The sequence below is a fragment of the Cellulomonas sp. P4_B5_2 genome (genome assembly GCF_056402235.1).
Map to the genome: position 1 here is coordinate 1 of NZ_JBFUHU010000117.1, position 19,354 is coordinate 19,354.

At 73.1% G+C, this 19,354-nt stretch carries 16 protein-coding genes and 2 pseudogenes; 13 read left to right on the plus strand and 5 right to left on the minus strand.

Annotated features, from left to right (window positions below; translation table 11 throughout):
• The 3 genes from AC1DUQ_RS10290 to AC1DUQ_RS10300 all read left to right on the plus strand — a co-directional run.
• On the plus strand, positions 1–599 hold a 599-nt coding region (locus AC1DUQ_RS10290; protein WP_477073746.1), incomplete at its 5' end, for an HflX GTPase family protein.
• A gap of 40 nt (positions 600–639) precedes the next feature.
• Complete coding sequence (locus AC1DUQ_RS10295; protein WP_477073747.1) at positions 640–2,712, plus strand: ATP-dependent DNA helicase; 2,073 nt, start codon at positions 640–642, stop codon at positions 2,710–2,712.
• 33 nt (positions 2,713–2,745) lie between these two features.
• A complete protein-coding gene (locus AC1DUQ_RS10300) occupies positions 2,746–3,747 on the plus strand; it encodes an L-lactate dehydrogenase (protein WP_477062976.1) in 1,002 nt (333 codons plus the stop codon).
• 40 nt (positions 3,748–3,787) lie between these two features.
• On the opposite strand, the pseudogene lexA reads toward AC1DUQ_RS10300, so the two are convergent.
• Positions 3,788–4,510, minus strand: a pseudogene (lexA, locus tag AC1DUQ_RS10305) (transcriptional repressor LexA); the annotation flags it as partial.
• Positions 4,511–4,827: 317 nt separating this feature from the next.
• On the opposite strand from lexA, the gene AC1DUQ_RS10310 reads away from it, so the two are divergent.
• The 3 genes from AC1DUQ_RS10310 (at position 4,828) to AC1DUQ_RS10320 (ending at position 8,109) form a co-directional block, all read left to right on the plus strand.
• Positions 4,828–5,238, plus strand: coding sequence for a LysM peptidoglycan-binding domain-containing protein (locus AC1DUQ_RS10310; protein WP_477062977.1), 411 nt, complete (start codon positions 4,828–4,830; stop codon positions 5,236–5,238).
• Between the two features lie 301 nt (positions 5,239–5,539).
• A complete protein-coding gene (nrdR, locus tag AC1DUQ_RS10315; RefSeq protein WP_477062978.1) occupies positions 5,540–6,052 on the plus strand; it encodes a transcriptional regulator NrdR in 513 nt (170 codons plus the stop codon).
• Positions 6,053–6,108: 56 nt separating this feature from the next.
• Positions 6,109–8,109, plus strand: a complete 2,001-nt coding sequence (locus tag AC1DUQ_RS10320) for a S9 family peptidase (RefSeq protein ID WP_477062979.1) — start codon at positions 6,109–6,111, stop codon at positions 8,107–8,109.
• A 1-nt stretch (position 8,110) separates the two neighbouring features.
• Here the strand turns inward: AC1DUQ_RS10320 and AC1DUQ_RS10325 are convergent, their stop codons facing one another.
• Positions 8,111–9,136: an aldo/keto reductase gene (locus AC1DUQ_RS10325; RefSeq protein WP_477062980.1), complete on the minus strand. Its 1,026-nt coding sequence runs from the start codon at positions 9,134–9,136 to the stop codon at positions 8,111–8,113.
• 114 nt (positions 9,137–9,250) lie between these two features.
• Between AC1DUQ_RS10325 and AC1DUQ_RS10330 the strand changes: the two genes are divergently transcribed.
• Positions 9,251–9,451, plus strand: a complete 201-nt coding sequence (locus tag AC1DUQ_RS10330; protein ID WP_477062981.1) for a DUF5302 domain-containing protein — start codon at positions 9,251–9,253, stop codon at positions 9,449–9,451.
• A 22-nt stretch (positions 9,452–9,473) separates the two neighbouring features.
• On the opposite strand, the pseudogene serA reads toward AC1DUQ_RS10330, so the two are convergent.
• Both serA and AC1DUQ_RS10340 read right to left on the minus strand, forming a co-directional pair.
• Positions 9,474–10,628: pseudogene (gene serA, locus AC1DUQ_RS10335) on the minus strand (phosphoglycerate dehydrogenase); the annotation flags it as partial.
• Between the two features lie 72 nt (positions 10,629–10,700).
• Positions 10,701–12,938 (minus strand): HelD family protein, encoded by a 2,238-nt coding sequence (locus tag AC1DUQ_RS10340; RefSeq protein ID WP_477063060.1) that lies wholly within the window; start codon positions 12,936–12,938, stop codon positions 10,701–10,703.
• 256 nt (positions 12,939–13,194) lie between these two features.
• Here AC1DUQ_RS10340 and AC1DUQ_RS10345 point away from each other — a divergent pair, with 256 nt between their 5' ends.
• The 5 genes from AC1DUQ_RS10345 (at position 13,195) to AC1DUQ_RS10365 (ending at position 17,875) form a co-directional block, all read left to right on the plus strand.
• A complete protein-coding gene (locus AC1DUQ_RS10345) occupies positions 13,195–14,376 on the plus strand; it encodes a PP2C family protein-serine/threonine phosphatase (protein ID WP_477063061.1) in 1,182 nt (393 codons plus the stop codon).
• Positions 14,373–15,944: a sensor histidine kinase gene (locus AC1DUQ_RS10350; protein WP_477063062.1), complete on the plus strand. Its 1,572-nt coding sequence runs from the start codon at positions 14,373–14,375 to the stop codon at positions 15,942–15,944. Before AC1DUQ_RS10345 ends, AC1DUQ_RS10350 begins: the two co-directional genes overlap by 4 nt.
• 13 nt (positions 15,945–15,957) lie before the next feature.
• Positions 15,958–16,398 carry a response regulator gene (locus AC1DUQ_RS10355; protein ID WP_056093373.1) on the plus strand — a complete coding sequence of 147 codons (441 nt, stop codon included), beginning with the start codon at positions 15,958–15,960 and terminating at the stop codon, positions 16,396–16,398.
• Between the two features lie 66 nt (positions 16,399–16,464).
• Positions 16,465–17,400: a PAC2 family protein gene (locus tag AC1DUQ_RS10360; RefSeq protein ID WP_477073748.1), complete on the plus strand. Its 936-nt coding sequence runs from the start codon at positions 16,465–16,467 to the stop codon at positions 17,398–17,400.
• Positions 17,401–17,671: 271 nt separating this feature from the next.
• The gene (locus tag AC1DUQ_RS10365) at positions 17,672–17,875 is read left to right on the plus strand and encodes a cold-shock protein (protein WP_055921997.1); all 204 of its coding nucleotides are present in this window, start codon (positions 17,672–17,674) and stop codon (positions 17,873–17,875) included.
• Positions 17,876–17,924: 49 nt separating this feature from the next.
• Here AC1DUQ_RS10365 and AC1DUQ_RS10370 read toward each other — a convergent pair whose 3' ends face one another.
• On the minus strand, positions 17,925–18,803 hold the full coding sequence (locus tag AC1DUQ_RS10370) for a spermidine synthase (protein WP_477063064.1): 879 nt from the start codon (positions 18,801–18,803) through the stop codon (positions 17,925–17,927).
• Positions 18,804–18,892: 89 nt separating this feature from the next.
• Here AC1DUQ_RS10370 and AC1DUQ_RS10375 point away from each other — a divergent pair.
• A partial coding sequence (locus AC1DUQ_RS10375) for an SAV_6107 family HEPN domain-containing protein (RefSeq protein WP_477073749.1) occupies positions 18,893–19,354 on the plus strand: 462 nt, incomplete at its 3' end.

Here is a 19,354-nt window from a genome sequence, read left to right on the forward strand (position 1 = left end):
TACTCGTGGAGAACGCCCTGTTCGCGACGCTGGACCCGACGGTCCGCCGGGCCGAGACCGTCGACGGCCGGATCTACACGCTGGCGGACACCGTGGGCTTCGTCCGCGCGCTGCCGCACCAGCTGGTCGAGGCCTTCCGCTCCACGCTGGAGGAGGTCGCCGACGCCGACCTGATCCTGCACGTCGTGGACGCGTCCCACCCGGACCCCGAGGGCCAGATCGCCGCCGTGCGCCACGTCTTCGCGGACATCCCCGGTGCCATGGACGTGCCCGAGATCATCGTGCTGAACAAGGCGGACGTGGCCACCCCCGAGGCGATCGCCCGCCTGCGCTCGCGCGAGGTGCACTCGATCGTGGTCTCCGCCCACAGCGGCGAGGGCATCGACGAGCTCCAGGCGCTGATCGCCGACCAGCTCCCGCGCCCCGGCGTCTCGGTCGACCTGGTCGTCCCGTACCACCGTGGCGACCTGATCAGCCGGGTGCACGAGCACGGCGACATCCAGGCCGAGGATCACACCGGCGAGGGCACGGCCATCCGCGCACGGGTCGACGCCGGCCTCGCTGCGGAGCTGGAGGCTGCGGCACAGCCACGGCGATGAGCCGTCTCTGAACGTCGGCGGTCGCCACTAGGCTGACGCGGTGCCAGACGCCGACCCCTCCGTCGAGAAGCTCCTCGACCTCGCGGTCGAGGCGCTCGGCGGCGTCCGACGCGACGGCCAGCACCAGATGGCGGTCGCCGTGGCGGAGACCATCGAGAAGGGCGAGCACCTGCTGGTGCAGGCCGGCACCGGCACGGGAAAGTCCCTCGGTTACCTGGTCCCGGCACTGCGGCACGCGGTCCTGGAGAACGAGCACGTGGTGGTCTCGACCGCCACGCTGGCGCTGCAGCGGCAGATCATCACGCGCGACCTGCCGCTCGTCGCCACGGCGCTCGAGCCCCACCTGCCGCGCCCCGCGTCGATCGCGCTGCTCAAGGGCTGGCACAACTACCTCTGCGTGCACAAGGTCGCGGGCGGGTATCCCGACGACGACACCGGCACGCTGTTCGACCTCGGTGAGCACGCGGGCGCGGCCGAGCACCCGGCCCCCGCTCGCAAGGGTGTCACCGGGCCGACCGAGAGCCTCGGCGAGCAGGTGCTCCGGCTGCGGGAGTGGGCCGACGAGACCGGCACGGGCGACCGTGACGACCTCGTGCCGGGTGTGACGGCACAGGCGTGGCGGCAGGTCTCGGTGACCTCGCTGGAGTGCCTCGGCGGCAAGTGCCCGATGCTCGCCGAGTGCTTCCCCGAGAAGGCGAAGGCCGCCTCACGGGAGGCCGACGTCGTCGTCACCAACCACGCGATGCTCGGGATCGCGGCCTCGGGATCGCCCGGTGTCCTGCCCGAGCACCAGGTGCTGATCGTCGACGAGGCCCACGAGCTCACCGACCGGGTGACCGCCCAGTCGACCTCCGAGCTGTCCGTCGCGACCATCGAGCACGCGGCGCGCCTGGCCCGCCGGCACGGGGGCGTCCCGACGACCGACCTCGACTCCGCCAGCCAGGCGCTCGCCACGGTGCTCGTCGGCCTGCCCGAGGCCCGGTTCCGCGACGGCCTGCCGCCTGCCGCCCGTGACGCGGTGGCCAGCGTCCGCGACTCCACACGCGCCCTGCTCAGCGTGCTCAAGCCCGAGACCGGGCCGAACGCGCCGCCGGAGGGCGGCCGCAAGATGGCCCAGGCGACCATGCTCGCCCTGCACGAGGTGGCCGACCGCATGGCCGCCGACCCCGAGGACAACCGCCACACGGTCCTGTGGTGCGCCCGGACGGAGGACCGCCGTGGCGGCATGCTCACCCGGCTCTACGCGGCGCCGCTGGCCGTCAACGGGCTGATCCGGACGCACCTCCTGGCGGGCCGGTCGGGCGTGCTCACGTCCGCGACCCTGGAGCTGGGCGGCTCGTTCGACCCCATCGCCCGTGCCGTGGGGCTCGAGGTCCGACCGGACGCCGAGCCCGTCGGTCCCACGTCGCTGGCCGGGGAGCCGACGCCCGCGCCGTCCAGCGCGCCGTGGCGCGGGCTCGACGTCGGCAGCCCGTTCGACTACCCGAGGCAGGGGATCCTCTACCTCGCACGGCACCYGCCCAAGCCCGGCCGCGAGCCCGCCACCGACGCCCAGCTCGACGAGATCGCCGACCTGGTCACGGCCGCCGGGGGGCGCACGCTCGGGCTCTTCTCCTCGCGTCGCGCGGCGAACGCGGCTGCGGCCGCGATGCGCGAGCGCCTGGACGTCCCGATCCTCGTCCAGGGCGACGACCAGCTGCCCACGCTGGTGTCCCAGTTCATCGCCGACGAGGCGACCTGCCTGTTCGGCACCCTGTCGCTCTGGCAGGGCGTCGACGTCCCCGGAGCGACGTGCCGGCTGGTGATCATYGACCGCATCCCGTTCCCGCGCCCGGACGACCCCGTCAGCTCCGCACGGTCCGACGCGATCGAGAAGGCCGGCGGGAACGGCTTCCTGGCCGTCTCCGCCACGCACGCCGCGCTGCTCCTGGCCCAGGGCGCCGGCCGCCTGATCCGCACCAGCGAGGACCGGGGGGTGGTCGCCGTGCTCGACCCCCGGCTGGCGACCGCGGGCTACGGCAGCTTCCTGACGCGCTCGCTGCCCGACTTCTGGCGGACGACGGACCGTTCGGTGGCCATCTCGGCGCTGCGGCGGCTCKCCACGTCCGGCTAGCCTCGACCCGTCCCCGACCCAGAGGTGTGTGAGATGACCGAGAGCCTGGACATGGAAGACGTCGGCATGGCCCCGTCCCGGAGCGGCCGCCGTACGTCGAAGCTCGCGATCGTGGGAGCCGGTGCCGTCGGGTCGACGATGGCCTACGCCGCGTTGATGCGGGGGGCCGCTCGCTCCGTCGCGCTGTACGACATCAACGCCGCGAAGGCCGAGGCGGAGGCCCTCGACCTCGGCCACGGGATCCAGTTCATGCCCATGGCGCAGGTGGTCGGGTCCGACGACCTCGCGGTGTGCGCGGACGCGGACGTGGTGATGTTCACGGCGGGCGCCAAGCAGAAGCCCGGCCAGACGCGGCTGGACCTCGCGGAGGCGACCATCGGGCTCGTCCGCAAGGTCCTGCCGGCGGTCGTCGAGGTGGCGCCCGACGCGGTCTACGTCATGGTCACGAACCCCGTCGACGTGGTCACGTACGCCGCGCTGCAGATCTCGGGCCTGCCACCGTCGCAGCTGTTCGGGTCCGGCACCGTCCTGGACTCGTCGCGGCTGCGGTACCTCATCGCCCAGCACACCGGTGTCGCGGTGCAGAACGTGCACGCGTACATCGCCGGGGAGCACGGGGACACCGAGCTGCCGCTCTGGGGGTCCGCGAGCATCGGGTCCGTCCCGTTGCTCGAGTGGACGGGCACGGGGGGCAGCGGACCGCTCACCGCCGAGGTCCGCGACGGGATCGCCCGGGAGGTCGTCGAGTCCGCGTACCGGATCATCGAGGGCAAGGGTGCGACGAACTACGCGGTCGCCCTGGCGGGCTCGCGGATCATCGAGGCGATCGTGAAGGACGAGGGCCGGGTGCTGCCCGTCTCGTCGCTGCTCGACGACTACTACGGGATCAGCGACGTGTGCCTGTCGGTGCCGGCGATCGTCGGTGCGAACGGTGTCGGCGAGCGACTCCCGGTCCCGCTCTCCGACGAGGAGCTCGCGGGGCTGCGCAGCTCGGCGGACGCGGTGCGCTCCGTCGCCCGCCAGTTCGGCTTCTGACCGGCGCCACCCGATACCCGCACGCGCGTCGGGGGGGGGGGCCGAGGATCGTCGACTCGTCGCCCGGGATCGGGGAGTAGGCGGGGTTGTGCGGCATGAGCCAGACGTGGCCGTCGATGCGCTTGAGGGTCTTGACCGTGGCCTCGCCGTCGATCATGGCGGCCACGATCTCGCCGTTCTCCGCCACGGGCTGACGGCGCACCACGACCCAGTCGCCGTCGCAGATGGCGGCGTCGATCATGGAGTCGCCGACGACCTTGAGCAGGAAGAGGTCGCCGTCGCCGACGAGCTGGCGGGGGAGCGGGAACACGTCCTCCACCACCTGCTCGGCGAGGATCGGCCCGCCGGCCGCGATCCGGCCGACCACCGGTACGTAGGACGGGGCGGGCAGGCGCTCGCCGTCGCCCTGGTCGGGGAAGCTCGAGCGGCTGCCGTCCGGTGCCGTCCAGGTGCCGACGCCCCGCGAGTCGTCCGCGTGCACGACCTCGATGGCCCGCGGGCGGTTGGGGTCCCGTCGCAGGTAGCCCTTGCGCTCGAGGGCCATGAGCTGGTGCTTCACGCTGGACGGGCTGGTGAGGCCGACGGCCTCCCCGATCTCGCGCATGCTCGGGGGGTAGCCGCGGGACTCGACCGACGACCGGATGGTGTCGAGCACGAGCCGCTGGCGCGCGGTGAGACCGTCCGGTCCGGGCGCCCCGTCCGGGAGCGTGTGGATCGTCGCCAGGTCCTTCTCGGGCTGGGACGTGTCCCGTGAGTCCGTCACTGCGCTCCTCCTCCGTCCGGCGGCCGCCTCGCAGCACGCTCAGCCTTCTCCGCCTCGTCCAGCTCACGGTCGCGGTGTCCTGACCTGCGACGACGGGTGGTCCCGGCGTGCGTGTCAGTGCCTCGTGGTCCGCTTGTGCTGCACCGCCAGCCTAGGGATGTCGGGACCGAAGATCAAACATCTGTTCGATCGTGTCTCGACAGTGTCGCCGGATGCTGGTAGACATCGTACAAGCGTTCGACGAACAGGCGTTCGACGGGCGAGATCGACCGAGGCAGTACCCCGGGAGACCGGGCCGAGCAGGAACGAGAGACGTGATGAGCGCGATGGTGATGGGACCGGCGATGCCGAACCTGGTGCCGGCTCGGGTGCCCGGACACGGGGCGAGCCGCCGCGTGGCGACTGCCCGCGTCGCGCGTGCCGCGGTGCCGTCGGCGTCCCACCTCCGGTTGACCACGCGGGGACGGGCCGTCCTGTGGGCGCTCGCCGCCGTGGTCATCGCGGCGATCACCCTGCTCGGCACGCAGGCGGCGGCCGACGGTCCCACGGGGGCGCAGGAGGTCGTGCGCCACGTCGTGGCGCCCGGGGAGACGCTCTGGCAGATCGCGGAGTCCATCGCGGCGCCCACGCAGGACGTGCGCGACGTGGTGTTCGATCTCGTCCGCCTCAACGAGCTCCCGGACGCCGGACTGATGGCCGGTCAGGTCATCGTGCTMCCGGCCGACTGAGCGACGGCGAGCGCGCTCGGCGCCCGGCGGCGGAGGGGAAGTTCACCGTCAGGCGCAGACGCTCGCAGGCCGGACGCGCTGGTGCCACGCTCGGCACGGCGCGTCCCCACGAGGGGGGTCATCCGTGGATGACCCCCCTCGCGCATCCCCGCGCTCAGCCGCATCGGCACTACGCTCGCGGCGTGCCCGGCACCGATCTTGCGACGCCGGGACGCGTGGCCTAGCGTCACGCAGGCGTTCACGACGCGATCGCCGCCGGCAGTCGCCCGGCCGCCACGCGTCAGGCTCGAAGGGGATCACGGTGCACTGTCCGTTCTGCCGCCACCCGGACTCGCGGGTCGTCGACTCGCGGACGTCGGACGACGGGTCGACCATCCGGCGGCGCCGCCAGTGCCCCCACTGCAACCGCAGGTTCACCACGGTCGAGACCGCCAGCCTCTCGGTCGTGAAGCGCTCCGGGGCCACCGAGCCCTTCAGCCGCGAGAAGATCGCCGGCGGGGTCCGCAAGGCCTGCCAGGGCCGCCCGGTGAGCGAGGACGACCTCGCCCTGCTCGCGCAGAAGGTCGAGGAGACGCTGCGCAGCGCCGGCTCGGCCGAGATCGACGCGTACGAGATCGGGCTCGCCATCCTCGGCCCGCTCCGTGAGCTGGACGAGGTGGCCTACCTGCGCTTCGCCAGCGTCTACCAGGCGTTCGACTCCCTGGAGGACTTCGAGGCGGCGATCACGGTCCTGCGCGCGGAGCACGAGTCCGAGACCGACGGCGACGCCGACGAGCCGGTCGAGCCCTCGGGCGAGGACGTCCGGACCAGCTGAGCGGCACGCCGCCCGCTGCATCCTCGTCTGTCGGTGACACCACGTAGGTTCGTCGGGTGCTTCCTACCGATCTCGAGCTCCTCCACGTCCCCGGTGCCCCCGCCATCCTTCCGGACGGTTCCCGCGCCGTCGTCTCGGTCGTCCGACCGGACCTGACCGCCGACGAGTACGTCGGGCACCTCTGGTCCGTCGACCTCGACGGCGACAGCCCGCCCCGTCCGCTCACCCGCGGGCACCGCGACACGTCGCCGGACGTCAGCCCGGACGGTCGGTGGGTCGCCTTCGTCCGTGCCGAGCCTGAGGGCAAGCCGCAGGTGCATGTGGTCGAGGCCGCCGGGGGAGAACCGATCCGGCTGACCGACGCGCCTCTGGGCGCCTCCGAGCCGCGCTTCTCGCCCGACGGCACGCGGATCGCCTACCTGGCACGCGTGCCCGAGGAGGGGCGGTACGAGCCTGACGGCAAGCCGGGCTCCGAGGACCCGCGGCACATCACGGAGCTGAAGTACCGCTCCGACGGGATCGGGTTCTTCCGCGACCGCCCCCAGCACGCGTTCGTGGTCGACGTGCCCGCCGACGGCGAGCGACCGGCGACCGTGCCCGACCCGGTGCCTCTGACCTCCGGCGACATCGGTGTCGCCGGCGTGCGGTGGCTGCCCTCGGGTGAGGCTCTCGTGGGCGTCTCGTCCCGGCACGCGTCGCGCGAGGCGGACCTGCGCAGCGACGTGGTGCGCATCGACGCCTCCCCGGACGGGGATCCGGTGGCACCGGTGCCGCTCACGGACGCGGACGCGGGGAGCGTCCTCGGCGTCGACGCCGTCCTGCCCTCCTCGGACGGTTCCTGCCTCTGGCTGCTGGCCAGCGACCTCGGCCCTGCGGGCCGCGACTTCGTCGCCGCGCAGGTCGGCCTGTTCCGCCTGCCGCTGGACGGCGACGTCGCCGGTGGTGGGGTCGTGCGGCTCACGGATCCGGACCGGGACCAGCTCGCCGGCGTCGTCGTGGAGCTCGACGGCGATCCGCTGGTGGTGGTCGAGCGCCGCGGTGCCGCGCACCTGGTCCGGGTGGCGCCCGACGGCACGCAGGCGACGGTGGTCGGCGGGACGAAGGTGGTCGGCGGTGCTGCCGTGGCGGCGGGCACCGGACGCGTCGCCGTCACCGCAGCGACCCCGGAGTCGTCGGGCGAGGTGCTTCTCGTCGACACAGCCTCGGGTGCGACCCGGTCGCGCACGGACCTCGGTGCCTCGCTGCGCTCGACCGGCCGAGTCCGGGTGCCGACCGAGCTGGAGGCGACGGCCCCCGACGGCTACGCGGTGCACGGCTGGGTGGTGACTCCGGACGAGGGTCGCTACGGCGCCGGACCGCACCCGACGATCCTGATGATCCACGGCGGCCCGTTCGCGCAGTACACGCACGCGCTCTTCGACGAGGTGCAGGTGCTGGCGGAGGCCGGCTACGCGGTCGTGCTCGGGAACCCGCGCGGGTCGTCGGGCTACGGACGGGAGCACGGGCTCGCCATCCGGCACGGGTTCGGGACGGTGGACACGGACGACGTGCTCGCCCTGCTGGGTGCCGCCATGGTGGACCCTGCGCTGGACGGGGAGCGCGTGGGTGTCATGGGTGGCTCGTACGGGGGATACCTCACCGCCTGGCTGACCACGCGCACGGACCGGTTCGTGGCGGCGATCGTCGAGCGCGGGTTCCTCGACCCGGTGAGCTTCGTCGGGTCGAGCGACATCGGCTGGTTCTTCGGTCTGGAGTACCTCGGGGACGACGCCGACGGGGAGGGCGCGACGGCGCTGGCGGCCCAGTCGCCGATGGCGCACGTGGGACGGGTGCGCACGCCGACGCTGGTCATCCACTCGGAGCAGGACTGGCGGTGCCCGGTCGAGCAGGGCCAGCGCTGGTTCGTCGAGCTGAAGCGGCGGGGAGTCGAGGCGGAGCTGCTGCTCTTCCCGGGCGAGGGGCACGAGCTCACACGCTCGGGGAACCCCCGCCACCGGCAGGTGCGGTTCGAGCACGTGCTGCGCTGGTGGGCCGCGCACCTGCCCGTGGGCGGCTGAGTCAGCGGTCGCTCGAGCGCACGCCCCAGAGGTTGATCCCGGCGTCGACGGCGTGCGGCTCGACCGCGGCGAGCTCGTCGGCGGTGAGTGGCGGCAGCGCCACGGCCGCGAGGTTCTCGTCCAGCTGCGCGGTGGTGCGGGCGCCGACCAGCACGGACGAGACGCGTGGGTCACGCAGCACCCACGCGAGCGCCAGCTGGGGCAGCGTCCGGCCGCCGGCGCGGGCGATCGCGTCRAGCGCCCGCACGTGGTCGAGCGCCTCGTCGGTCAGCCACTCGGTGCGCAGCGGCCCTCCGCGCGCGGCCCGCGAGTCGGCCGGGACGCCGTGCAGGTAGCGCGAGCTGAGCATCCCCTGCGCGAGCGGGGAGAACGCGACGACGGCCATGCCCGCGTCCCCGGCGACGTCGAGCAGGGACCGGCCGTCCTGGCCGGGCTGCTCCACCCACCGGTTGAGCAGCGAGTAGGCGGGCTGGTGCACGGCGAGGCGCAGGCCGAGCGTGCGCGCGACCTCGAGGGCCTCGACCGTGCGGTCCGCCGAGTACGACGAGATCCCGGCGTGGCGCGCCTTGCCCGCTCGGACGGCTCGGTCGAGGGCGCCGAGCGTCTCCTCGAGCGGCGTCGCGGGGTCGAACCGGTGGCTGTAGAACACGTCGACGCTCTCGAGCCCGAGCCGGCGCAGCGACTCGTCCAGGGAGGCGCGCAGGTACTTCGCCGATCCGTGCTCGCCGTACGGCCCGGGCCACGCGCGGTATCCGGCCTTCGTCGTGACGAGCAACTCGTCGCGACGCCCTCGCAGGTCACGGGCCAGGAGTCGGCCGACGGACTCCTCGGCGGCGAAAGGCGGCGGGCCGTAGTTGTTCGCGAGGTCCAGGTGCACGACGCCACGGTCGACGGCGTGCAGGACGAGGCGGCGCTGGTCCTCGAAGGGCGTCGTCGCGCCGAAGTTCTGCCAGAGACCGAGCGACACGGTCGGCCACGACAGGCCGCCGGCGCGGCGGTGGGGCGGGCCGGAACCTGGTGCGCTCACGAGGGCGACGCTACCGGGCGTGAGAAGAGGTGGCGCCGCGCGCCCGAGTCGGCAAGGCTGTGCAGGTCGCGGGCGCAGACGTCCGCCGACACGGAGCATCGTAAGGAGACGCCCATGGCCAAGGACGACGACAAGGCGACCACGGAGGCGGCGGTGACCGACGACACGAAGGCGAAGTTCCGCGAGGCGCTGGAGCGTAAGAAGACGAACCAGCACCGCACCGCGGACGGCTCGGCCAACACCGGACAGGTGCACGGCTCGGAGACCGCCGGACCGTCGCAGCGACGCTTCCAGCGCAAGTCCGGCTCGGCGTAGCACGGGACGCAGAAGGGGGGGGGGCCTCGATCACGGCGTCCTCGACGCGCGCTCCGGCGTCGGTGACCACGTAGCCCAGCTCGCCGCGGGTGGCGAGGAGCTGGCCCTCGATGTTCACCCCGTGCTCGGCGAGGGTCGCGTTGACCGCGGCCAGCACACCCGGGACGTTGCGGTGCAGGTACGCGAGACGGTGCACGCCGGGCTGCTGCTCGAGCGCGAGGTTCGGCAGGTTGACGCTCAGCGTGGTCGACCCCGTGGCCAGGTAGTCGCGCACCTTGTTGGACACGAACTGGCCGATGGCCTCCTGCGCCTCCTCGGTGGACCCGCCGGTGTGCGGCGTGAGGATGACGTTGGGCAGCCCCCGCAGCTCGGACTCGAAGGGGTCACCCTTGCGCTTGGGCTCCACCGGGAACACGTCGACGGCCGCACCGGCCACGTGTCCCGAGACGATCGCGTCGCGCAGGGCGGCGTAGTCGACGACGAACCCGCGCGAGAGGTTGAGGAACACGGCGCCGGGCCGCATCTGCGCGAGCTGCTTGGCGCCGAACAGCCCCGCGTTACCGCTGCGGCCGTCGACGTGCAGGGTCACGATGTCCGAGGCCTCGAGCAGCTCGTCGAGCGTGTGCATCCGGCGCGCGTTGCCCAGCGCGAGCTTCTCGGCGGTGTCGTAGAACACGACCGACATGCCGAGGTTCTCCGCCAGCACCGACAGCTGCGTGCCGATGTTGCCGTAGCCGATGATGCCGAGCGTGCGGCCGCGGATCTCGTGCGCACCGGTGGCCGACTTGTTCCAGATGCCGTCGTGCATGGCGCGGTCGAGCTCGGTCTGCCGACGGGTCAGCGAGATGATGTCCGCGATCGCGATCTCCACGACGGAACGCGTGTTGGAGAACGGCGCGTTGAACGTCGCGACGCCGCGCGAGGCTGCCTCGGCCAGGTCGATCTGGTTGGTCCCGATGCAGTACGCCCCGATGGCGACCAGCGACGGAGACTGCGCGAGCACCTCCGCGGTGACGTGCGTCTTGGAGCGGATGCCCAGCAGGTGGACGCCGTCGAGCGCCTCGACGAGCTCGGCCTCGTCGAGCGCCCCGGTGCGGGTCGTCACGTCGAAGCCGGCCGTCTCGAGGATCGAGCGAGCCTGGGGGTGGAGGTTCTCGAGCAGCAGGGCCTTCAGCACGCCCCTATGGTGCGCCTCACAGCCGCCGGGGCCCACAGCGGTCCGGCCCTCGGACACGCGTGAGACGGCCGGTCAGCCCTCGGAGACCCAACCGCGGGGGAGCGGCCGGTCGTGCAGCACGTGCAGCGCGCGGGTCGGCCGGGTCATCGCGACGTACAGGTCGCCCGCGCTCGCCTCGATCACCTCGGCCGGCTCGACGAGCACGACGACGTCGAACTCCAGGCCCTTGGCCTCCCGCGGGCTGAGCACGACGAGCGGGGCGTCGAGGTCGGCCGCGCTCGTGCCGGTCCCGAGTGCCGGCCGCAGCCCCGCCGCGCGCAGGGCGTCGCCGATGGCGGCAATGCGCCCGTCCACCGCGATCACGGCGATCCGCCCGGCGCCCGAGGAGTCGGTGACCTCGGCGACGAGCTTCTCGGTCCGCTCGGCCACGGCGGCCACGACGTCAGCCGTCCGTTCGACGACCAGGGAGTCGTCGACCTCGCGGGCGGACGTCAGCGCGCTCACGGGCAGGTGTGCCGCGACGGCCACCCGCCGCGCGGTGTCGGCGACCTCCGCCGGGGTCCGGTAGTTGACCGTGAGCTCGTTCATCCGCCACGACGAGCGCAGCACGGGGTCCAGCTGCGCCGCCCAGCTGCGGGCGCCCGCGGTCGCGGTGGTCTGCGCGACGTCACCGACGATGGTCAGCGACCTCGTCGGGACCCGGCGCAGCAGGGACCGCCACGCCATCGCGGAGAGCTCCTGCGCCTCGTCGACCACGACGTGCCCGTAGGTCCACGACCGGTCGGCCGCTGCGCGCTCGGCGGTGGTGAGCGTCGGGCCCGTCGTCGCGAACCTGTCGGCGAGCATCTCCGCGGAGACCATCCCGGCGCTGCCCGTGGACTCCAGCACCTGGCGGGCGTAGGCGAGCTCCGAGGTGCGCCGGTCCGCGGCGGCGCGGGCCTCGGCACGGGCGGCCTGGTCGTCCTCGCCGAGCAGCTCCGCCGCCTCGTCCAGGATCGGCACGTCTGCGGGGGTCCAGGGCGCGTCCGGGTCGCGCACGAGCATCGCGCGCTCGCGCTCGGTGAGCTGGGGGGCCGCGGAGGCGAGCCGATGCGGCTTCGACCAGAGGTCCGAGACGAGCTTCTGGGGGGTGACGGGCATCCAGGCCAGGTTGAGGGCGACCCGGATCTCGCGCGTGGTCCGCAGTTCCTCGACGATCTCGCCTCGCTCGTCGGACGGCACCTCCTGGCCGAGCTGGAGCACGTACTGCTCGGCGAGCCGACCGAGCATGTCGCGCACGAACGAGACGCGCGCCTGGTTGTGCGGCTTGTGGTTGCGCCTGGCGCGCGCCATGGCCGACGCGATCTCGTTCGGCCGGATGACCAGGTCGTGGCCGTCGACGCGGACGTGCACAGGCTGCGCGGGGATCCGCTCCCGGTCACGCACCGCCCGGGCGACGACCTGCGCCCACAGGGCACGGCCCTTCAGCTCGGCGACAGCCTCGTCCTCCGTCGCCGTCGCCTGGATGCCGGGGTACAGCTCCGCGATGGTCGTCGTGACGACACCGGTCTCGCCGAGCGAGGGGAGCACCTGGTCGATGTACCGCAGGAACGTGCGACTGGGCCCGACGAGCAGGACACCCGAGCGCTCGAGCATGCGCCGGTGCGCGTACAGCAGGTAGGCGGCGCGGTGCAGCGCGACGGCTGTCTTGCCCGTGCCCGGCCCACCCTGCACGACGAGCGCGCCACCCAGCTCGGAGCGGATGATCGCGTCCTGCTCGCCCTGGATCGTGGCGACGATGTCACCCATCCGGCCGGTGCGGCCCGCGGCGAGGCCGGCCAGCAGCGCACCCTCCCCGGAGAGCCCGCTCAGGCGCGCCCCGGAGTCGTCCGTCAGCAGGTCCAGGTCGAGGACCTCGTCCTCGACGCTGGTCACGCTGCGCCCGCGGGTGACCACGTGGCGACGGCGGACGACGCCGTCGGGGTGCGCGGCGGTGGCCCGGTAGAAGGCCTGCGCGGCCGGGGCGCGCCAGTCGGTGAGGAGCTGGGTCTGCTCCGTGTCCGTGAGGCCGAGCCGGCCGATGTAGCGGCGGGTGTCGTCGTCGAGGTCGAGCCGACCGAAGACGAGACGCTCCTCCACAGCCTCGAGCTGGGCGATCCGGTCCTCGTAGAGCGTGGCGAACGCGTCCCGCTCGCTGCGGTTCTGCGGGGAGCCCGAGGGGCCCTCCCGGCGCACGTCGGCCAGCCTGGCCCGTGTCTGCGCGCGGAGGTCGTCGAGCCGGCCGTACAGCTGGTCGACGACTCGCTGCTCGACCGCCAGCTCGTTGTCCATGCCTGCCACCTGGGCGATCTCCGTTCCGCCGGGTGCCCCCGGCCGTGCGTACGCGCCGCCCCAGCGAGCGTCGAGGCACGACGCAGGGCACGGAGCGGCCGTCCATTATCCGACGTCCGCAGCCCTCTCGCACACGCCCGACCGGGTGGGCCCCCGTCAGGAGCGGGTGAGATGGCGAGCAGCACCGGGACGCGCACCCTACGCTTCGGGTGACCTGTCGAGAACTGGCGGGTGAACAGTCGGGAGGAGAGGCCCGTTGAGCGACGCACGCACGGCGGCCGACGACACACGTCGCGCCACCGCGGTGGCCCCCGCACCGATCCGCCTGCTGCTGGTGGAGGACGACGAGGGCGACGCGATCCTGGTCCGCGAGCACCTCGCGGACGCGGGACTGGACGTCGCTCTGTCGTGGGTCCGCACCCTGGACCAGGCCATCGACAACCTGCACGTGGACCTCGTGCTCCTGGACCTCGGCCTGCCGGACGCCATGGGCATCGGTGCGCTCGAGCGCCTGCTCGCCGCCGGTGCGCCGGCCGTCGTGGTGCTCACCGGGCTCGCCGGCTCGGACATCGGGCTCCAGGCGGTGGCCGCGGGTGCCCAGGACTACCTGGTCAAGGGCGAGGTCGACGGCGAGCTGCTCGGCCGGTCGTTGCGGTACGCGATCCAGCGGCGCCGGCTCGAGGACACCGACCGCGCCCTGTACCGGAGCCTCGTGCGCGCCGAGGAGGTCAACCGCCTCGAGCGCGCCCTGCTGCCCACCCCGTCCGTGGTCGACCAGCGGCTCGAGGTGCGGGTGGGCTACCGCGCGGGCCGCGACGGTGTGCTCGGAGGCGACTTCTACGACGTGGTCGAGCGCTCGGACGGATCGGTCCTCGCGCTCGTCGGCGACGTCTGCGGGCACGGGCCCGACGAGGCCGCGCTGGGCGCCACGCTGCGGACCGCGTGGCGGACCCTGGTGCTCGCGGAGATCCCCACGGCCGACATCCTCGGCCTGCTCGAACGCGTGCTGATCTCCGAGCGCGCGCGCCCCGAGATCTTCACGACGGTGTCGATGCTGGACGTCTCCGCGGACCGTTCGACGGTGGACCTCTACCTGGCCGGGCACCCCGTGCCCCTGCTGCTGGGCGCCCCCTCGACCCTCCTGCCCACGCACGGCCGCGGTCGCGCGCTCGGCATCCCGGTCTCGGGTGGCTGGGAGCCGGTCAGGCTCGAGCTCGGTCCGTCGTGGCGCATCCTGCTCTACACCGACGGCGTGCTCGAGGCCACGATCGGCGACGGGTCCGACCGCCTCGGCAAGACCGGGCTGCTGCGCGTGGTGGACGTCGCCGTCGCGGCGCAGGGCGACCTCGTCGAGCGCGTGCTGCACGACGTGCGTCAGCTGCACGGCGGCGACCTCGTCGACGATGCCGCGGTCGTGGTGCTCGGGTGGCGTGCGTGACCGCTGCCCCGACGCCCGCGGGGCGTCCCTCGACGCTGCGCCGACGCCTGCGTATCGCGATCATCGCGACCGGGATCGGCCTCGCCGTCGTCCTCGTGGGCACCGTGTTCGTCCTGCTGCGGCTCTTCGACCGCCAGGACGCCGTGACCCAGACGTACTTCACGGCGATCACCCAGGCGGACGGTGCGTTCATCCAGCTGGTCGACGCGGAGACGGCCGTGCGCGGGTTCGCGCTCACCGGTGACCCCATCACGCTCGAGCCGTACGAGCGGGCGACGGCGGACGACCTCTCGTTCCGCACGCTCGCCGAGCGTGAGACGCAGAGCGGCGACGAGCGGCTGGCCGCCGCCGCGCAGGCGGCCGCGGACGCGGGCCGGCGCTGGAACGAGGAGTTCGCCGTCCCGGTGATGGAGGAGGTGCGCACCAACGGGGTCGGGTCGGTCACCACGGACGAGATCGAGCAGGGCCGGGTGCTCTTCGACGACGCGCGCGCCGCCGCGGAGGACTACATCGACCTGCTGCGGGACCGGCGGTCCGACGCGGTCGACGAGCTGGCCTTCTGGACGCTGGTGGGGGCGGGGACCGTGGCGCTGCTCGTCCTGGCGGCGGTGGCCCTCGGCATCGCTCTGTGGGTCACGCTCCGGCGCTGGATCCTCGAGCCGCTGGACTCGTTGGCGGCCGACGCCCGCGCGGTCTCGTCGGGCGACCTGACGCACCCTGTCGCCGGGGTGGGTCCGGGGGAGATCGCCGCGCTCGCGGGAGACATCGAGCGGATGCGCGTCGCGCTGGTGGACCAGGTCCAGGTGCTCGAGTCGTCGCGGTCCGAGATCGCGCTGGCCCACGAGCTGCTCACCGAGCAGGCCGAGGAGCTCCGGCGGTCCAACCGCGACCTCGAGCAGTTCGCCTACGTGGCGTCCCACGACCTGCAGGAGCCGCTGCGCAAGATCGCGAGCTTCACCCAGCTGCTGCAGAAGCGCTACGGCGGGCAGATGGACGAGCGTGCCGACCAGTACATCGGGTTCGCGGTCGACGGCGCCAAGCGCATGCAGCAGCTCATCCAGGACCTGCTGGGCTTCTCGCGCGTCGGGCGCGTCGGGGGAGAGGTCACCGACGTGGACCTGGCCTCCGCGCTCGCGCGCGGGGTCGACAACCTCAGTGAGGCGATCGCGGAGTCGGGCGCCGTGGTGACGCACGACGAGCTCCCAGTCGTCCGCGGCGAGGAGCCGCTGCTGGTCCAGCTGTTCCAGAACCTGGTGGGCAACGCGATCAAGTTCCGCGACCCGCACCGGACTCCCTCGGTCCACGTCAGCGCACGGCGCGTGGCAGACTCCTGGGAGCTCGAGTGTCGAGACAACGGCATCGGCATCGACCAGCAGTACGCGGAACGGGTGTTCGTCATCTTCCAGCGACTGCATGCCAAGGACGTCTACGAGGGCACCGGGATCGGTCTCTCGTTGTGCAAGAAGATCGTCGAGTTCCACGGCGGTCGCATCTGGATCGAGCAGCCCGACGGCGAGGGGACCAGCATCCGCTGGACGCTGCCGGCCGCCGACGACGTGAGCAGCTGAAAGAGAGTTCCGCGTGCCGAACAGCACCAAGATCATCGACGTCCTCCTCGTGGAGGACGACCCGGGCGACGTGCTCATGACCCGGGAGGCGTTCGAGGACAACAAGCTCCGCAACCGCCTCTCGGTCGTCTCCGACGGCGTGAGCGCCCTGCAGTTCCTCCGCAAGGAGGGCGAGCACGCCGACGCCCCGACGCCCGACCTCGTCCTGCTCGACCTCAACCTGCCGAAGATGGACGGGCGCGAGGTCCTGCAGGCCCTGAAGGCCGACGACGCCCTGCGGTCGATCCCGGTCGTCGTGCTCACCACCTCCGAGGCGGAGGAGGACGTGGTCCGCAGCTACTCGCTGCACGCCAACGCCTACGTCACCAAGCCCGTGGACTTCGACCGGTTCATCGAGGTCGTCCGCCAGATCGACGAGTTCTTCGTCGAGGTCGTGCGCCTGCCTGGCCGGTGACGCGGGAAGAACTCACGGCGGGTGCGTGTTGTCCCCGGTAACCCGGACGGAAGTGAGCGCACCCCCATGCTGAACCCGAGCGAGATCTACGACGTCGACCCCGAGGTCGCCGCCCAGGTCGAGGCGCGGTCGGTGAACGGCGCCGGTCCCGTGCTCGTGCACGCCGTGCGCGGGTTCGTCGACGCAGGCAACGCCGGCCAGCTGGCCGCGGAGCACCTGGTCGACGAGCTGCCCACCACGCGACTGGCGACCTTCGACGTCGACCAGCTGCTGGACTACCGGTCGCGGCGGCCGGTCATGACGTTCGACCAGACCACGTGGTCGTCCTACGCGGACCCCGAGCTGGTGGTCGACCTGGTGCAGGACGCCGCCGGCGTCCCGTTCCTGCTCCTGCACGGCGTCGAGCCCGACGTCCAGTGGGAGCGGTACGTCGCCGCCGTGCGGCAGATCGTCGAGCGCTTCGACGTCCCGCTGACGGTCGGTCTGCACGGGATCCCGATGGGCATCCCGCACACCCGGCCGCTGTCCGTCACCGCCCACGCGACGCGTCCTGAGCTCGTGGCCGACCACACCTCGTGGTTCGGCACCGTCCAGGTGCCCGCCAGCGCGAGCGCGCTGCTCGAGCTGCGCCTCGGCCAGTCCGGGCACGWCGCCGTCGGCTTCGCCGTGCACGTCCCGCACTACCTCGCGCAGTCCGCGTTCCCGCAGGCCAGCCAGGCGGCGCTGACCAACGTCGAGCGGGCGACGGGCCTGGACCTGCACGTCGCGTCGCTGACCCCGGCGGCGGAGGAGGCCATGCAGGAGATCCAGCGGCAGGTCACCGGGTCGGAGGACGTCGCCGCGGTGGTGCACGCCCTGGAGGAGCAGTACGACTCCTTCACCCGGAACATCGGTCGCACGAGCCTGCTCGCCGGGTCCACCGACCTGCCGACCGCGGACGAGCTCGGTGCCGAGTTCGAGCGCTTCCTGGCCCAGCAGGGCGACGAGAGCGGCCCCGCCTGAGGCGTGGCCTTTACCAGATCGTTGTCAAACCGCGTGAGCCGACGGGGCGAAAGCATGGCGCCGCCGCCAGGCCCGATGTAAGGATGCACACGTTGCAGTGACGTACTCGCTTGACCGGCTTGCTTGACCGGTGTCGTCATCCGGGCTTCGGCCCGGGGTCGGTTCCGACCAGCCGTCCGCGGCTGGGCCACCCGGTGCAGGACGTGAGGCATTGCGGCACGGCGCAGGCAGAAGGCCAGCGCCGTCACCGGTGGGACAGAAGGAAACGAACATGGCACAGGGTGCTGTCAAGTGGTTCAACGCTGAGAAGGGCTTCGGGTTCATCGCCCAGGACGGCGGCGGGGCCGACGTCTTCGTCCACTACTCCGCGATCGACTCCTCGGGCTACCGCAGCCTCGACGAGGGCCAGCGCGTCGAGTTCGAGATCACGCAGGGCGCCAAGGGCCCGCAGGCCGAGAGCGTCCGCCCGATCTGATCGGACGACCGCGCGAAGGGCCGCATCCCGCAGGGGGTGCGGCCCTTCGTCATGCCGGAGGGTCGTCCAGGGGCCTGGCGGTCCCCATGAACGCGGTCACCTCGGTGCCGTGCAGGAGTCGCGCGGGCGCGGGCAGGCTGCGGACGGCGCGGGCCAGCGCCGCCGAGCCGAGCAGGTCCGGGTCGTCGGTCGCGGCGAGCACGACGTTGCCGTAGCCCCGTCCGCGCAGGAGGCCCGGCTCGGCGATCACGGCCACGTCGGCGAACGCCTCGCGCAGGGTCGCGACCTCGGCGCGGGCGCCGGCCAGGGGCGGACGGTCGGCGCAGTTGGCCAGGTACACGCCCCCGGGTCGGAGCACCCGCGTCACCAGCGCCACCATCTCCCGGGTGCGGACGTGCCCAGGGGTGGTGTCGCCGGCGAAGACGTCGCGGACGACGACGTCCGCGGACGCGTCGGCCAGTCGCGCGAGCTCGGCGCGCGCGTCGCCCGCGCGGATCCGCAGGGCGGGGGCGCGGGGGAGGTCGAACCAGCCGCGGACGAGCTCCGGCAGCACGGTGTCGAGCTCGATGGCCAGCTGTCGCGATCCGGGCCGGCTCGCGTCGACCGCCCGCGCGAGCGCGCAGCCTGCGGCACCCAGGTGGACGACGTCGATCGGACCGCCGACGTCGCCGTACCGCTCGATCACCGCCGCCATCTGCTGCATGTACTCGAACACCAGGCGCGTCGGGTCCGCCAGGTCCAGGTAGGAGCTGGGCACGCCGTTGACCAGCACGGTCACGCCGTCGGGATCGTCGAGGTCACGGGTCAGCTCGACGGTTCCGGTGGGGATCGTGACCGGGCCCGTCGGCCAGGGCGCCCGGGCGGCCGAGCGTGTGGGTGGCCGGTGCGAGGCTGTGCTGCGTCGGGCGGAGCGGTCGCGGGCAGCCATGAGGCTCACGCTACGGGGCTCCGACGGGCTTGACGGAATCGAACAGGTGTTCGATGATGGATCCGAGGGCACAGGAAGGGGACGGCGGGATGCAGCAGCAGCTCGAGCAGCACGGTGGTCGGGACGTGACGAGCCCGGCGGTGCCGACTCCCGCCCGCGTGCTGGACCTCCTGGGCCGTGCCGACGCCGAGCTGCTCGCGGCGCAGTTCTCGTCCGAGCCGTGGGAGCAGCTCTCGCACGCGCACCTCGCCGCGCTGCGGGCAGGAGCCGCCGTGGTCGCCCTCCGGGGCACGCCGTCGGGGCGCCGGGCGCCGCGCACGGTGTGGAGCATGCTCGGGGCGGTGGCTCCGGAGCTGGGGTCGTGGACGACCTACTTCGCGGAGGCCGCGCCCTTGCGGTCGGCGGTCGACGCGGGGCGGTTCGAGCTGGTGGGTCCGGAGCGGGCCGAGGAGGCCGTGTGCGCGGCGGAGGACTTCGTCGACGCGGCACGTGAGCTCGTCCACGGTGGCGTCGACGCCGTTGCCGGCCGGACCCTGCGCATGCGTGCCCAG

What these genes read in the sequence shown, in the direction of transcription:
- AC1DUQ_RS10365 (WP_055921997.1), top strand. Translation starts at nt 17,672, where the DNA reads ATGGCACAGGGTGCTGTCAAGTGGTTCAACGCTGAGAAGGGCTTCGGG.
- AC1DUQ_RS10300 (WP_477062976.1), top strand. Translation starts at nt 2,746, where the DNA reads ATGACCGAGAGCCTGGACATGGAAGACGTCGGCATGGCCCCGTCCCGG.
- AC1DUQ_RS10370 (WP_477063064.1), bottom strand. Translation starts at nt 18,803, where the DNA reads ATGGCTGCCCGCGACCGCTCCGCCCGACGCAGCACAGCCTCGCACCGG.
- AC1DUQ_RS10340 (WP_477063060.1), bottom strand. Translation starts at nt 12,938, where the DNA reads ATGGACAACGAGCTGGCGGTCGAGCAGCGAGTCGTCGACCAGCTGTAC.
- AC1DUQ_RS10330 (WP_477062981.1), top strand. Translation starts at nt 9,251, where the DNA reads ATGGCCAAGGACGACGACAAGGCGACCACGGAGGCGGCGGTGACCGAC.